Source organism: Streptococcus taonis (assembly GCF_029948085.1).
Taxonomy (GTDB): Bacteria; Bacillota; Bacilli; order Lactobacillales; family Streptococcaceae; genus Streptococcus; species Streptococcus taonis.
On record NZ_JARZZP010000004.1, the window covers coordinates 153081 to 168653 of the forward strand.

19 protein-coding genes are annotated in these 15573 nt (G+C 39.5%); 1 reads left to right on the forward strand and 18 read right to left on the reverse strand.

Going from position 1 to position 15573, the window contains the following annotated elements; translation table 11 throughout:
• Positions 1–3: 3 nt before the first annotated feature.
• Positions 4–732 (reverse strand): acetolactate decarboxylase, encoded by a 729-nt coding sequence (budA, locus tag QEZ38_RS03275; protein WP_248034083.1) that lies wholly within the window; start codon positions 730–732, stop codon positions 4–6.
• A 374-nt stretch (positions 733–1106) separates the two neighbouring features.
• On the opposite strand from budA, the gene QEZ38_RS03280 reads away from it, so the two are divergent.
• Positions 1107–2381, forward strand: coding sequence for an aminotransferase-like domain-containing protein (locus QEZ38_RS03280; RefSeq protein WP_281335020.1), 1275 nt, complete (start codon positions 1107–1109; stop codon positions 2379–2381).
• Between the two features lie 19 nt (positions 2382–2400).
• Here QEZ38_RS03280 and QEZ38_RS03285 read toward each other — a convergent pair whose 3' ends face one another.
• From QEZ38_RS03285 to QEZ38_RS03365, 17 genes are all read right to left on the reverse strand, one after another.
• Positions 2401–3216 (reverse strand): ABC transporter substrate-binding protein, encoded by an 816-nt coding sequence (locus QEZ38_RS03285; protein WP_075228282.1) that lies wholly within the window; start codon positions 3214–3216, stop codon positions 2401–2403.
• A 117-nt stretch (positions 3217–3333) separates the two neighbouring features.
• Positions 3334–3801 (reverse strand): NUDIX hydrolase, encoded by a 468-nt coding sequence (locus QEZ38_RS03290; protein ID WP_049548248.1) that lies wholly within the window; start codon positions 3799–3801, stop codon positions 3334–3336.
• A 91-nt stretch (positions 3802–3892) separates the two neighbouring features.
• Complete coding sequence (gene phoU, locus QEZ38_RS03295; RefSeq protein WP_281335021.1) at positions 3893–4546, reverse strand: phosphate signaling complex protein PhoU; 654 nt, start codon at positions 4544–4546, stop codon at positions 3893–3895.
• Positions 4547–4557: 11 nt separating this feature from the next.
• Positions 4558–5316: a phosphate ABC transporter ATP-binding protein PstB gene (gene pstB, locus QEZ38_RS03300; RefSeq protein ID WP_045763360.1), complete on the reverse strand. Its 759-nt coding sequence runs from the start codon at positions 5314–5316 to the stop codon at positions 4558–4560.
• A 12-nt stretch (positions 5317–5328) separates the two neighbouring features.
• Positions 5329–6132, reverse strand: a complete 804-nt coding sequence (pstB, locus tag QEZ38_RS03305) for a phosphate ABC transporter ATP-binding protein PstB (RefSeq protein WP_045763361.1) — start codon at positions 6130–6132, stop codon at positions 5329–5331.
• Between the two features lie 10 nt (positions 6133–6142).
• Positions 6143–7027 (reverse strand): phosphate ABC transporter permease PstA, encoded by an 885-nt coding sequence (gene pstA / locus QEZ38_RS03310; protein ID WP_281335022.1) that lies wholly within the window; start codon positions 7025–7027, stop codon positions 6143–6145.
• Positions 7017–7934 (reverse strand): phosphate ABC transporter permease subunit PstC, encoded by a 918-nt coding sequence (gene pstC / locus QEZ38_RS03315; RefSeq protein ID WP_045763363.1) that lies wholly within the window; start codon positions 7932–7934, stop codon positions 7017–7019. The genes pstA and pstC overlap by 11 nt, the downstream gene beginning before the upstream one ends.
• The gene (locus QEZ38_RS03320; RefSeq protein ID WP_281335023.1) at positions 7934–8812 is read right to left on the reverse strand and encodes a phosphate ABC transporter substrate-binding protein PstS family protein; all 879 of its coding nucleotides are present in this window, start codon (positions 8810–8812) and stop codon (positions 7934–7936) included. Before QEZ38_RS03320 ends, pstC begins: the two co-directional genes overlap by 1 nt.
• A 110-nt stretch (positions 8813–8922) precedes the next feature.
• Positions 8923–10236 carry an RsmB/NOP family class I SAM-dependent RNA methyltransferase gene (locus QEZ38_RS03325; RefSeq protein ID WP_281335024.1) on the reverse strand — a complete coding sequence of 438 codons (1314 nt, stop codon included), beginning with the start codon at positions 10234–10236 and terminating at the stop codon, positions 8923–8925.
• 6 nt (positions 10237–10242) lie between these two features.
• Positions 10243–11010 carry an inositol monophosphatase family protein gene (locus QEZ38_RS03330; protein WP_281335025.1) on the reverse strand — a complete coding sequence of 256 codons (768 nt, stop codon included), beginning with the start codon at positions 11008–11010 and terminating at the stop codon, positions 10243–10245.
• Entirely contained in the window at positions 11000–11278 is a 279-nt protein-coding gene (locus QEZ38_RS03335) for a UPF0223 family protein (protein WP_153224766.1), read from the reverse strand. The genes QEZ38_RS03330 and QEZ38_RS03335 overlap by 11 nt, the downstream gene beginning before the upstream one ends.
• Positions 11279–11680: a Spx/MgsR family RNA polymerase-binding regulatory protein gene (locus QEZ38_RS03340; RefSeq protein WP_045763368.1), complete on the reverse strand. Its 402-nt coding sequence runs from the start codon at positions 11678–11680 to the stop codon at positions 11279–11281.
• Positions 11681–11890: 210 nt separating this feature from the next.
• A complete protein-coding gene (locus QEZ38_RS03345) occupies positions 11891–12514 on the reverse strand; it encodes a TIGR01906 family membrane protein (protein WP_153224767.1) in 624 nt (207 codons plus the stop codon).
• Entirely contained in the window at positions 12504–13277 is a 774-nt protein-coding gene (locus tag QEZ38_RS03350; RefSeq protein WP_153224768.1) for a TIGR01457 family HAD-type hydrolase, read from the reverse strand. The genes QEZ38_RS03345 and QEZ38_RS03350 overlap by 11 nt, the downstream gene beginning before the upstream one ends.
• A gap of 10 nt (positions 13278–13287) precedes the next feature.
• Entirely contained in the window at positions 13288–14025 is a 738-nt protein-coding gene (locus tag QEZ38_RS03355; protein ID WP_281335026.1) for an acyl-ACP thioesterase domain-containing protein, read from the reverse strand.
• A gap of 4 nt (positions 14026–14029) precedes the next feature.
• Complete coding sequence (gene hemW / locus QEZ38_RS03360) at positions 14030–15160, reverse strand: radical SAM family heme chaperone HemW (RefSeq protein WP_281335027.1); 1131 nt, start codon at positions 15158–15160, stop codon at positions 14030–14032.
• A 175-nt stretch (positions 15161–15335) separates the two neighbouring features.
• Positions 15336–15573, reverse strand: a 238-nt coding sequence (locus QEZ38_RS03365) for an LPXTG cell wall anchor domain-containing protein (protein ID WP_281335028.1), incomplete at its 5' end; no start/stop codon positions are given.

Genomic DNA, 15573 nt, shown 5'->3' on the forward strand with positions numbered 1-15573 from the left:
CTTTTATTCTGACTTATCGATATCTTTTTTCATCTCGTCAACATTAAACTTAGCAAATAGATATTGACGATCCTGAACAGGAAAACGTTGATCCAACTGGTCAACTGCACCCACTTCTACAATACCTTCCTTGATGACAAAGTCCATAACGTGGCCACCAAAGGTTAGGTCATCTGAGATAAAGTGTAGATGGTAACCAGCAACACTAACTCCATGGAAAATTTCAGGTGTCCAAAAACCGACGATGGTTCCTGAAACATTTTCGCGACTATACTCTGGCTGATGCGTTGCTACTTCTGCAAACTTAGTTTCAGAGGTTGACTTAGGAATCATGCGCACATGCATGTGTTTAAAATCACCATGAATCTTGATGGAACGGAAAAGATTCTCTCCATCATAATAGGACTCAATACGTTTTTCAAGTTCCTGATCAGTCATTTCAAAACGCTGACGGAAAATAACTTCTGCCTGGTGGGGTACAACTGCTGCATAGGGGATCAAAGCATCTGGTGAAACTTCCACAATTTCAGGTTTCTCACCTGATCCCTTAGCCTGATAAGCTTTCCCATCTAAGACAATCAATTCTCCATCGATAGAATCCAGGGTTCCTAATCCTAAATCACCATGTTCAAGCAATTCACCAACGGTCATGGTTCCACCGTAAAGTCCCGCCATCAAGGCTCCCAAAGTATTGTATTGGAATAATTTAACTGGTTCTTGCACCTTCATCATCTCACTCTTCTTTGAAAATTTTACTTACTAAGTATATCACATTTCTGATTAGAATTGAATGCTAGACTGCCTTTTAATACTCAATGAAAATCAAAGAGCAAACTAGGAAACTAGCCGCAGGTTGCTCAAAACACTGTTTTGAGGTTGTGGATAGAACTGACGAAGTCAGCTCAAAGCACTGCTTTGAGGTTGTAGATGGAACTGACGTAGTCAGCTCAAAACACTGTTTTGAGGTTGTGGATAGAACTGACGTAGTCAGTAACATATATACAGCAAGGCGACGTTGACGCGGTTTGAAGAGATTTTCGAAGAGTATAACATTGCCAAACTTCTAAAAAAAAGGTACAATGTAACAAAATCATGAGAGGTCTGGGATGAAGCAAGAAAGCAAATATGAACAAGTCGTTCACTATCTAAAAAATGAGATAGAATCAGGTAGATTTCCAACTGGAAGTCGCCTACCATCTATCCGAAAACTTAGTCAAGATTTTCACTGTAGCAAAGACACCGTACAGCGCGCACTCTTAGAACTTCGATACCAGAAATATATCTACTCCAAACCTCAAAGTGGTTATTATGTATTGGAGCAACAAACCAGTCATGAAGACTTAATTATCTCAGTCAATGATGAACACGCAGCTGCCTATGATGATTTTCGTCTTTGTGTCAACGAAAGCTTGATTGGACGAGAAAATTATCTCTACAACTACTATGAACACCAAGAGGGTTTAGAAGAATTACGAGAGTCTGTTCAGACATTGCTCTTTGATCAAGCGATTTATAGTAAGGCAGACCAGTTGGTCATGACGTCTGGAACCCAGCAGGCACTGTTTATTCTTTCTCAGATCGATTTTCCAGGTCAAGCTCAGGAAATACTGGTCGAACAACCGACCTATCATCGAATGAACCAGCTGCTACTAGCTCAAAATCTTCCCTTTCAAACCATTGAACGTCGGGTGGATGGCATCGACCTGAAAGAACTTGAGGAGCATTTTAAAAGTGGAAAGATTAAGTTCTTCTATACCATTCCACGTTTCCACTATCCTCTGGGCCATTCTTATTCTGAAGAGGAAAAACTTGCTATCCTTGACTTAGCTGCAAAATATCAGATTTATATCGTTGAGGATGACTACCTGGGTGACTTGGATCCTAAAATTGGACAAACCTTTCATTATCTGGACCAACATGATTTGGTCATCTATATCAAGTCCTTTTCTACAAGTCTATTTCCTGCCCTCCGGATCACTGCCCTTCTTCTTCCTAATGCGATCAAGGAAGCTTTTGTGACCTATAAAAACATTCTCGACTACGATAACAACCTTATCATGCAAAAGGCTCTATCACTCTATATTGATAGTCAACTCTTTGAAAAAAACAGACTAGCACGATTGGTACTGCAAGAAAAAAGTCAGGAGCACATCCAACAGCTCTTACAAACCTATCCCATTTCCCTACCGAGCTATCCACTTCATGATGGGCTTTTGCTTGATCTCAGGAACTATCCTAGCATCGCTAGTCTTAAACACAGTCCTCTAGGACTCGACTTTTTCGAATCATCCTACATAGAGTCTTGTCCCTATCACTTTGCAAAAGTTCCTTTAGAAAATATTGAAGAAACATTAAGCTATTTAAAAACAGAGCTGGACTGAAATCCAACTCTGTTATTTTTTATTGTTCTACTTCTGTTAGCTTAGCAGCTTTTTCAAGATAAGTTTGGTAAGTTCCGTCATCTTTCAGTTTTTGGATGACCTTATCAACCACTTCCTTCAAATCTGAGTTACCTTTTTTGATAGCTACAGCATTTGCTTCGCCTTCTTTCATAGTCAAGCTTACAGTAGCTACTGCCAAATCTGAGTTCTTAGCAGCATAGCTTAGTGCTACTGGCTCATCCATATGAACGGCATCAACCTTACCTGATTGAAGCTCATTGACTGCCTCACCCATGTTTGTCAAAGAAGTCAACTGTGCCTTAGGAAGTTGCTCTTTGACCATAGATTCAGGAACAGTCCCTTTTTGAGCTGCAATATTAGCACTTGCTAGAGAGTCCAAATCCTTGTATTTTTCAAGATCTGACTTTCTGATAAGGAAGCTAATTTTATTTTCATAGTAAGGAATTGAGAAATCAAAGACTTCTTGTCTTTCTTCAGTTGCACTGATTCCCGCAATGGCCAAATCAGCCTTACCTGTCTGAAGACTAGTCAAGACATTATCAAAACTCATGCTTGAAACTTCCAATTTCACTCCAAGTTCATCAGCGATTGCTTGCGCCATGTCAATATCAGCACCTACGACTTGGTTCTTACCATCTACAAGGGCTTGAAACTCAAAGGGAGCATAGTCTGGACTAGTTGCGACCACCAATTTCCCTTTTTGCTTGATGGCCTCCACTGCAGATTGTGAGCTTGAGCTAGACGATTGGCAAGCTACTAAAAAGAAGCTTGCAAGAAAACTACATAAGACAAATATCCATTTTTTAAAATTCATAAATAAACAACCTCTCTGTTGATTTTGTATAATTATAACTTATTCAGAAATACTTGTCAAGTTTTTCTTGTATTTTCATAAAATATAATTAAAAAATATAGAAATTCAGTAGTTAGTTTATCTATCTATTGGGAACTTGTTTTCAAAAAAATCATTTATCATATCTCGATGTTGCTGGTTTACAATTGTGATATTTTGTATGTCCCTATGTTCAAAAAATCCTAATTCTAAAGTTTCGTCACTCGTAAAAACATTTGTAGAGATAGAAGTTTCAGATGCAACTAAATACAAAATTGTAAGAACTTGAGCCTCATCACCATTTGGATAACTATCTGAATATTTTGTATAAACATTTAAAAGTTTTTTCACTGTCACTTTCAGTCCAGTTTCTTCGTAAAACTCTCGAACTAACGCTTCTACAGCCGATTCGCCTAATTCAATAGCTCCGCCTGGTAATCCCCAAGTTCCTTTATCTGCTCGTTTTTGTAATAATATTTTTCCTGATTGACTTAATATTCCACATGTGAAATTTAAAATAATTTTATCTTTTCCAACTTTTTTTCTTATATTCTGTATGTAGTTCATTATTCACCTCTGACAAAGTAAATTATCTATACAATGAAAGCTTACTCTAGTAAAAAGTAAGCTTTCACAATAATTTTAGCATTTGAATACTTTATAATTCTACAATCTTACCTGTTTCAAAGTAAACAACCCATTCACAGATATTCTTGGCATAGTCTCCGATACGTTCCAAGAAAGCAATCACTTGGAAGTAATCTCGACCTGTAACAATGGCATCTGGATTTTTCTTGATTTCTTCTGTAGCCAAGTCACGAATGCTATCAAAGTAATGGTTGATTTTTTCATCCATGGCTGCTACTTCATAGGCCTGGTCTACTGAACCATTCAGATAAAGTTCAAGGGCTGCTTCTACGAAGTTCTTGACATCGCGACCCATTTTTTTAATTTCTTCTTCAACTGCAGGGATACGTTGCTCCCCCTTCATACGAATCGTTGCTTTTGCGATAGAAACTGCATGGTCTCCCATACGTTCTAGGTCTGAAACAGCTTTTAAAACTGTTAAAACTGTTCGTAAGTCTTGTGAAACTGGTTGTTGTAGGGCGATCATTTCAAATGATTTCTTTTCAAGTTTCACTTCGTATTCGTTTACTTCTGCATCTTCCTCAATGACTTCTTTAGCCATGTCACGGTCATGCGTTACAAAAGCACGTACGGTACGATTGATTTGGGAAAGAACTTCTTGTCCCATAGCATAAAACTGATTATGCAATTTCTCTAAATCTTCTTCAAATTGAGATCGTAACATCTTCTCACTCCTTATCCAAATTTACCTGAAATGTAGTCCTCTGTCTCCTTATGTTGAGGATAGAGGAACATATCCTTGGTATCGTTAAATTCAATCAAATCTCCATTGAGGAAAAAGCCTGTCTTATCGGAGATTCGAGATGCTTGCTGCATAGAACGCGTAACCAAGAGCATGGTGTATTTGTCTTTTAGACCATACAAGGTTTCCTCAATCTTACCAGCAGAAATAGGGTCCAAGGCTGAAGTGGGTTCATCCAAGAGGATGATTTTAGGGCTAGTCGCTAATACACGTGCCACACAAACACGTTGCTGTTGCCCACCTGAAAGACCAATGGCAGAGTCATGCAAACGGTCCTTAACCTCATCCCAGATTGAAGCACGCTGTAAAGCTTTCTCCACAGCTTCATCCAAGACCTGCTTGTCTTTTTCTCCATTTATGCGGAGGCCATAAACGACATTTTCATAGATAGACATAGGGAAAGGATTGGGTTGTTGGAAAACCATTCCAATTTCCTTACGCAATTCAACTGTATCGGTACGAGGACTATAGATATTGTGCCCATTATAAACCACTGATCCAGTTGTCGTCACTTCAGGATTAAGGTCACCCATTCGGTTAATAGCCTTTAGAAGTGTTGATTTCCCTGATCCAGACGGACCGATAAGGGCCGTAATTTCCTTGGGTTGGAATGATAAGGAAACACTATTCAAGGCCTTCTTTTTATTGTAATAGACTGACAGGTCTGAGACCTGTAAAATCGGTTCTGTCATACTGTTCCCTTTCTAACCAAAGTGTCCAGTTACATAGTCATTAGTTGACTGTAGCTTAGCATTTTGGAAAATATTAGCAGTCTTATCATACTCAATCAAATCACCCAAGTAGAAAAATCCTGTATAATCACTGGCACGCGCAGCCTGTTGCATACTGTGGGTTACAATGATAATGGTAAAATCCTTCTTCAACTCCAACATGGTTTCCTCAAGTTGAGCTGTCGCAATCGGATCTAAAGCTGATGCCGGTTCATCCATCAAGAGAATATCCGGTTTCACAGAGATTGCACGAGCGATACAAAGACGTTGCTGCTGACCACCTGATAGGGTCAAGGCCGACTTGTGAAGGTCGTCTTTTACCTGATCCCAGAGAGCAGCTTGACGAAGTGATGTTTCTACAATTTCATCTAGAACTTTCTTGTCCTTGACACCTGCACGTTCATGTGCAAAAGTGATATTACGATAGATTGATTTAGCAAATGGATTTGGACGTTGAAATACCATTCCGATATGTTTACGCATTTCATAAACATTAATTTCTGGACGGTTAACGTCAATACCTCGATAGAGAATCTGTCCTGTAACCTTTGCAATATCAATGGTATCATTCATACGATTAAGACTGCGTAGATAGGTTGATTTCCCAGATCCAGACGGACCAATCAGGGCCGTGATTTTATTTTTTTCGAATTGCATATCCACGCCCTTGATGGATTCATTCTTACCGTAGTAAACATGTAAATCCTTCGTAGAGAGGGCCACTTTTTCTTCAGGGAAGGTGATGATATGCTTTTCATCCCAGTTATATTTTGACATGGCTTCTCCTTTAGGCAGCGGTTAATTTCTTGTGTAGGTAGCTTCCGAGTTTGCGAGCTCCAAAGTTAAAGATTAAGATAAAGATTAGGAGCACCGCAGCAGAACCTGCTGAAACAAGGGTTCCATCAGGAATAGTTCCTTCACTGTTGACTTTCCAAATATGGACGGCCAAGGTTTCTGCTTGACGGAAGATTGAGATCGGACTGGTTACACTGAGAACATTCCAGTTTGACCAGTCAAGAGCTGGAGCTGATTGTCCTGCCGTATAGATAAGAGCCGCAGCTTCACCAAAGATACGACCTGATGCAAGGACAACACCCGTAACAATACCAGGTAAGGCTTCGGGGATAACGACATGAAGAACTGTTTCCCAACGAGAAAGTCCAAGTGCTAAACCAGCTTCACGTTGTGTATGGTGAACGTGTTTTAAGCTGTCTTCAACATTACGCGTCATCTGGGGAAGGTTAAAGACAGTCAAAGCCAAGGCACCTGAAATAATTGAAAATCCATATTCAAACTGAACTACAAAGATGAGGTAACCAAAGAGACCGACTACGACAGATGGTAGAGAAGACAAAATCTCAATACAGGTACGAACTAAGTTGGTAACACGACCTTTTTTGGCATATTCAGCCAAGTAAATCCCAGCTCCCATTGATAGGGGAACAGAGATGAACAAGGTAATGACCAAAAGGAAAAAGGAATTATAAAGCTGAATCCCGATACCACCACCTGCTTGATAAGAAGATGATTTTCCTGTCAAGAATGACCATGAAACATGTGGCAATCCTCGAACCAAGATATAGAGAATCAAGGAAGCTAGGATGGTCACAATGATTCCTGCGATGGTATAGAGGACAGCTGTTGCAAGTTTATCTAATTTCTTAGCGTGCATAGTTTTTCTTTCCTCTTTCTTTCGTAATCAATTTAATCACACTGTTAAAGGCCAAACTCATCAAGAGCAATACTAGGGCCAGTGACCAAAGAACATTATTATCAACAGTTCCCATAACGGTATTACCGATTCCCATGGTCAAAACAGATGTCAGAGTCGCTGCTGGTGTCGTCAATGAAGTTGGAACAACTGCTGAGTTACCGACAACCATCTGAATCGCAAGGGCTTCACCGAAAGCACGCGCCATACCAAAGACTACAGCAGTAAAAATACCTGAACGAGCAGCCTTCAAAGTAACACGCCAGATTGTTTGCCAACGAGTTGCTCCCATAGCTAAACTAGCTTCACGGTAGTGACGAGGAACTGCACGTAAGCTATCAGTTGTCATAAAGGTTACAGTCGGCAAGATCATAACAAAGAGAACGAAAATCCCCGATAAAATACCAAAACCTGTTCCACCAAAGACACTACGTACAAATGGTACAACGACCTGCAAACCGATAAATCCGTATACTACCGAAGGAATCCCAACTAGAAGTTCGATAGCTGGTTGCAAAATCTTAGCTCCTTTTGGCGATACTTCTGTCATAAAGACTGCAGCACCAATTGCAAATGGTGTTGCGATGAGAGCAGATAGGATGGTAACGATAAAGGAACCTAAAATCATTGGAAGAGCACCAAACTGCTTACCTGAAGGGTTCCAAGTTGCACCAAAGAGAAAATCAAAGATATTCACACCATTCACAAAGAAGGTAGATAACCCTTTTTGGGCTACAAAGATTAAAATCATAGCCACAATGATAACAATCAAAGAGAGGCAGGCAAAAGTCAGACTTTTCCCTAATTTCTCAAGACGAGAGTTCTTTGACGGAGAGAGCAATTTTTTAGATAATTCTTCTTGGTTCATTATTGACTCCCTTCTAGCGCTGTTACAGTCCCTGTAGCATCTTTTTCAACCTTCATTTCCTTGACAGAAATATAGCCCATTCCTTTAACGATTCCGTTCTGAGCTTCGTCTGAAAGGACAAAGTTTAGGAATTCGGCAACCAATTCATTTGGCTCACCAAGTGTATACATATGTTCATAAGACCACAAAGGCCAATTATTCGTGGTTACATTCTCTGAAATTGGTTCATAACCATTGAGTTTGATAGTCCCAACTGAGGCATCAACATAGGCAAAGGCTAAGTAGGAAATAGCTCCAGGAGTTTGGGAAACAATTGATTTGACCATCCCGTTTGAATCTTGCTCCTGACTTTGCATTGCTGATTGCCCATCCATGATCACACTGTCAAAAGTCGCACGAGAACCTGAACTCGCCGCACGGTTGATAATAGAGATGGCTAAATCTTTACCACCGATTTCTTTCCAGTTGGTAATTTCTCCTGTGAAGATTTGTCGGAGCTGATCCGTCGTTAGATTATCAACATCTACTTCCTTATTGATAATAACAGCCAAACCTGCAACAGCTACCTTATGGTCGACCAATGCTGAGGCATCAATACCGTCTTTTTCCTCCGCAAATACATCGGAGTTGCCGACATCTACTGCTCCTGACTGAACCTGCGACAGTCCTGTACCAGAACCACCACCTTGAACATTGACTGTTCTTCCGATGTGAGCTGATGCAAATTCATCTGCAGCCGCCTCGACTAAAGGTTGGAGGGCAGTTGAACCAACAGCCGTCATAGACTCCCCACGATCAATCCAACTTGCACATCCTACTAACGAACCAGCAAGTAAAAGAGTCGCAAGAGAGAGTGTGAGTTTTTTAAATTTTTTCACTATTTGTCTCCTTGAAAATAATGATGAATAGCTTGGAATTTCGCCCTATTTTTCTAATGTTTTATGCAAAAAATCCATACTTCCACTATAACATAGAATACTGATTTTGACTAGTTTTTCACCTTAAACCTCAAGCCCTTAGGGAAATAATTCTTCAAGGTATTTCCGGTCACTTTTGCAAAACCTAGACCATTTCCACCAACCAAAACTTGATACCAGCCATTTGACAAAGTTTCAGACAGCTGAACTGTTTCACCGGCCACGTATTTGACAAAGTCCGCTTCATGAATTTCAATTCTTTGATTGACTTGGCTTGGTTTTAAGGCTAAACCAAGAGCAAAACTTGGTTCAAAACGTTTTTTCTTAAAGGTTCCAAGATGAAGTCCGTTTCGTGCAATCCTAAGTTTACCCAAATCTGGTAGAACTTCAGGTAAGAGATATAGTTGGTCTCCAAAAGTCTGTAAAATTCCTGGCAAATTTATCTTCAGGTGTTTTTTTTCAAAATCTTGCCATAAACTCAACTGTTCGCGACTGAGATTAGTCTTAAAAGACTTGAACTTCCCTGACTTGTTTTGTCCCTTAAACTGAAGATGGGCAACAAATTGACCTTCTCCCTTAAAACGATGTGGGTACATCCGAGCTGTCTCAGGAAAATCAATCCCAGGAGCCATTCCATTGATATGTGTAACTGGAATCAATTCAAAATCATAACTATCCAGCAACCATTTAATAATTTCTTCGTTTTCTTCTGGAGCCCATGTACAAGTCGAATAGACCAAACGACCACCATCAGCTAACATGGTGACCGCATCCTCTAGAATTTCACGCTGCAAGTCAGCACATTGGCTTGGATATTCTACACTCCAATAATCCATGGCATCTGGCTGTTTTCGGAACATTCCTTCTCCTGAACATGGAGCATCTAGAACAATTAGGTCAAAATATCCCTTAAACACTTTAGCCAAACGATCTGCAGATTCATTGGTTACAACAACATTTGATGCACCAAAACGCTCCATATTTTCAACCAAAATCTTAGCTCGCTTGCTAGAAATTTCATTGGAAACAAGTAGTCCTTCGCCTGCAAGATAAGCTGCCAGTTGAGTTGATTTCCCACCGGGAGCCGCTGCCAAATCCAAGACCTTCATGCCTGGTTTTGGTTGAGCTACTTGTGCAACCATTTGTGCAGCAGGCTCTTGTGAATAGACCAAGCCTGTTACATGCTCAGGTGATTTCCCTGAAACCTTGCCATAATAGCCCCAAGGTGTATGTGGAATAGCATCTGAAAAAGAAACTTGGCTTTCTTTTAAGGGATTGATGCGAAAGGCGGAAACTGCCTCATCATCAAAAGAGGCAAGAAAAGCTCTTGCCTCATCTCCCAATATTTCTTCATATTTTTTTACAAATCCTTCTGGAAATTGCATGTAAGTTTATTTCCTTTCATAGATATAGGATTGAATTTCTGCCAACTTGTCTGTTGGAACCATCATGATTGGTTGTCGTGTCTGAAAATCCACCGGCTCTCCAGTTAAGGTTACAATCTGATAACCTAAACTTTTTCCAATGATATCAGCTGCAGCATAGTCCCAAGGTTGGAGATAGGTGATATAGGTCAATAGCTGACCAGATAATATTTTTGAAAAACTAATAGCCGCACTTCCATATATTCGTACACCAAGTGAAGCATTAGCCAATTCTGCCACACCCCAGGCGTTTGTTTCCAACATGCCAGCGTTACTCGCAATTAGAAAATCTCGCAAGGGCTTATCCTTAAAATTAGGCAAGGGTTCTTCATTGAGACAGGCCTGAAAAGTACCTCCTCCATGATAACAATGACCTTTCATGACATCATAAATGATCCCAAACTGACCCACACCGTTTTCAAAATATGCTACCATAATGGCAAAATCATCACCTTGGGCGACAAAGTTGTTGGTACCATCAATGGGATCAATGACCCAAACAGATCCATGTCCAACTGAAGCACGTAAACATCCCTCTTCTGCACAAAATTGGTCATCAGGATAACGCGAACGAATTTTATCAACTAAAAAATTCTGAACTTCCTTGTCCAAACGAGTCACCAAGTCTGTAGGGGATGATTTTCTCTCAATATGCAATTCTTCTTGCATATGAGCTAGAATATAGTTTCCTGCTTCCTTGACAATCTCTTTGGCAAACATAAATTTATTTTCCAAGCGAAATCTTCCCTTCCCCTTGTTCTTTGGCCAATTGGAGAGCTCGATAGAAGGAGTAACCACTCGCAGTTTCAAATTCACGGCCCAAGCGTTTTTCTTCACTCTTGCTTGGAACAATCGCTTTGAATCCCTTATAGGAATCTAGTAGTTTTTTTGCCTCTACCTTGGTCTCATAGGCTGCTTCAACATCATTAAAAAAAGAAAGCACTGAAGCAAGTTCTTCAGTGCTCCACGACAAATCTAGTGGGTAACTATACTGTTTATTCATCTAATTAATACCAGCTCTCAATGTAGCTTCTTTCAGTTCTTGTTTACGGTAACTACGAGGGAGAAAAGCACGAATCTCATCTTCATTAAAACCGATTTGCATCCGCTTTGCATCAATAATAATCGGACGACGCAAAAGACTCGGATACTGCTCAATTAAATGAAGCAACTCCGATACTGAGATACTCTCTACATCAATATTCAATTTTTGAAAAATCTTTGAACGAGTCGAGATGATGTCATCAGTACCATTTTCGGTCAAGGAAAGAATGTGTTGCAGTTCTTTTCTCGTTAAAGGGCTGGTCATAATATTATGCTCTTGGAAGGGCACTTTATGATTCTCGAGCCAGGCCTTTGCTTTACGACATGATGTACAACTCGGTGATAAAAATAGTGTAATCATGCTTTCCTCTTCTTTACATACTTTTCTATTCCTATTATACAAAAAAATAAAGCGCTTGACTAGTTATTTCCGTAAAAAAACCTACTTTTTCAAGAAAAATAGGTTTTTTAGAATCAAATGTGAATGTTCTGCTTAAATATAGACATATTCATGTTACAAACGATAGTTTTTTCCTAGATTTTATTTGGAATCAGTAATACTTTTCTTCACTTATCTATTTGTTTTTCTACTCTGTAGGTACATAAATCCAAAAATCAATTCATACAAGCAGAAAAATAGAAGAAAGGCATGGAGGAAAAAGTCCTCTGGTAGGATAAGAATGACTGGATCTTTTGCTGGATCAAAAAGCCAAGTATCATCTCCCACAAAAAGAATTTGATGAAACAAAGTAAAGAACTGCTCAAATCCAATGAAAACACCAACTAAACCAAGAACCAAAGGTAGCGAGAGCATGATTAAGAGACCTCTACGGTAAAGAGATAGAAATCCTTTCTGAATGACTTGCTTCCAAAAAAGATAGAATATCGGTAGAGTTACTAGTGCTACTCCTTGAGCCAGATGGAACAAACCCTTCACAACCGCAAAATGATGGATTCCAGATGCAGATGAAGGAAAATCTGGCATTTCCAATGCTTGATTTAATGGATTGGTCAAATAATCCATCAAAACATTAAAGTTATGCTGGATTATCTGAGGTTGCAGATGAACACGATTTGTCAAGTTTAACCAAGAAATTTCCTGAGGATAGATTAGCCATGCTAGGTATATTGTCAATAAAATAGCAAGCGAGAGGAGAAAGAGAATACTTCCTACAAAAGTAAACTTAGTTTTCATCGAAATTCCACTCCGCTAGACTTGAAAGGACATGAGTTGGTGCAATTGGCAAGTCTGCTACTTCTTCAGGTTTTGTAAACCCTGTCGTCACCAAAAGACTAGGAATGCCATTGTCAATACCAGCTCGAATATCAGTCAGGTAATTATCGCCCACCATGACAATTTCTTGGCGCTCAAGTCCTAGGTGTTCAATAGCCTTGTCCATAATAATCGCATTAGGTTTTCCAATATAAACTGGTTTTACACGAGTTGCTGCTTCAAGAAGAGTAATCAGTGAACCAGCACCAGGCAAAAGTCCACGTTCCGTTGGGATGTTCAAATCAGGGTTGGTACCGATAAAATGAGCTCCTTTATGAATAGCTAGGGTTGCCGTAGCAAATTTTTCATAGTCTACTTGCCAGTCCAAGCCAACAACCACATAGGCTGGATTTTCTTTATCTTCAACGTATCCTGCTGCTTGAATTGCTTCCTTGAGCCCTGCTTCTCCGATGACATAAACTGTCTTATCAAGTCCTAGGTCATTCATGTAATCAATAGTCGCTAAGGTTGCAGTATAGATGGTCGATACAGGCGTATCGATGTTAAAGTGATTGGCTAGCATCTCTTGAACACTTTCAGGTGTACGAGTGGTGTTGTTTGTCACAAAAAGATAAGGAATCTCTCTTTTTTGTAACTCATGAACAAAAGCTTCACCTGCTGGGATTCTATCTTTCCCCTTATAGATTGTTCCGTCTAAATCAATTAAATATCCTTTATAAGTCATACATTTCCTTCTAATCTTTGTTAATTTCTTGCCAAGTTATCTTTGCTTGAGCATTGATGTCGCCATCACTTGAGACTTGGTGATTGCTTTCTAGTCCATTCAATTCATAACTAGAAGTAATCATTCCGCCTGGTCGAACTTCCTTGACATATTTGAGGTTGATTTTTTTAGGGATATGATTAGTCAGGAAATCAGCTCCCATGACCTCAAAAATCCAATCTAAATACTTACTGTTATTAACGTGACCATTCATATCTAAGTCATAGAAACGAACATGGTAGTCCTTGCTTATCGCTTCTTCCAGCTCTGTATATTTTGGCCCACGGACCAGTTTCTTAGAAAATTCAGATTGATAAGGAGCGACAATTTCTGATACTACAGGATGAACCTTTCGACTCTCAAAATCCATAAGGACAAAGGTAGCTACCATATGAATGATTTCTTGACCATCTTCATCATAAATAGTAAATCGGCGGTAGCAAAAAAGACGATTATAAGTCAAAGCTTCTGTTTCAATGGTGATTTCCTCAGCAAAACGAGGCAAACGAACCACGTCAATATCATAATCTGTGATAATCCAGACCAGATTATACTGTTCCAAAACATCCTTATCACTCACTCCCAGTTCAATTGACTGCATACCTGATACCTGGAGGGACAACAAGATCACATCTGGTAGCTTGATATGACCATTCATGTCAGCCATATCAAAAGGAATTTTCATCTTCATTTGATAAGTTAAGCCCATAATTTTACTCCAATATAAATCGTTCTGCTACTGTATCTCCTAAAAAGAGACCTCTCTTGGTCATACGAACACGATCCCCCTCAACCTGCATAAGACCTTGTTGAATCAAGTCTTTGACGGTATCACCATAAAGTTCTTGGAAAGACCGTCCGAATTTTTCTTCAAAGCGTGCCATGGAAACTCCTGACTTCTTGCGAAGCCCAAGGAACATCTCTTCTTCCATTTGCTCCCTTTGACTCAAGTGTTCTTCATTGATACGAGCACTTCCCTCTTCTACTGCCTTTAAATAATGGCGGATCGGCCCATGGTTTTTATAGCGAACACCATCTACATAGCCAGATGCACCTGCACCAATACCATAATACTCAGCATTGTCCCAGTACATAAGATTGTGACGACTTTCAAATCCTGATTTTGAAAAGTTAGAAATCTCATAATGCTCAAATCCAGCTCTTTCTAGCTCTGCAATGATATACTCAAACATCTCCGCTTCTAATTCTTCCTTAGGAAGAGGTAATTTCCCTCGTCTCATACGATTCATAAAGACCGTATGATTTTCTAAAATTAAGCTATAGAGACTCATATGAGGAATATCAAGGGCAATTGCCTTAGCGACATTGTCCTTTACCTGATCCATGGTCTGCCCAGGAAGTGCGTAAATTAAGTCAATGGAAATATTGTCAAAACCAGCCAGTTTGAGACGATCAATATTTTCATAAATATCCTTTTCCGTATGACTACGCCCTATCTTTTTCAGCATTTTATCATCAAAGGTCTGAACACCTAGTGAAACACGATTAACTGCAGAATTTTGCAGAATAGCAATCTTATCAGCATCCAGGTCACCAGGATTAGCCTCAATAGTCAATTCTTCTAAGACTGACAAATCTAAGTTTTTAGTCAATCCTTCTAACAAAACTTCCAATTGAGAAGCGGACAAGGCTGTCGGTGTCCCACCACCAATATAGAGTGTACGCAATTTGTGAATATCATAAGAATGAAATTCTTGCAGTAGATGCTCTAGATAACTGTCTACTGGCTGATTTTTAATAAAGACCTTGGAAAAGTCACAATAATAACAAATCTGTGTGCAAAATGGTATGTGCACGTAGGCTGATGTCGGTTTCTTCTGCATAGTATTTATTATACCACAAAAGCGAACAATACTTAGAATTCCGTTTAACAAAATCCTAGCATTGTTCGCTTTCTTTATCTAAACATTCTTTTTATTTTACGACTAACATGATTCCCAGAACCAATCTAGTTTGTCTTTATAACACAAAAGAATGAATGTTTATTTGACTAAATTTTTAGTCTTCTTTTTTCTTTCCAAGAGCAAGTCCGAGACCACCTAGAATACCAAGAAGACCTAGAGATGCAAGAGTCGCATTTGATTCTGTTCCTGTATTTGGCAATACTTTTTGAGAATCATTTGACTTAGCTCCATTAGTATCAGGTGTTACTGGCGCAGCTGGTGTTTCTGGTGTTACCTTAGCTGGTGTTTCTACTGGAACTTCAACTGTTGGTTGACCTGGTTCTGTAATCTTA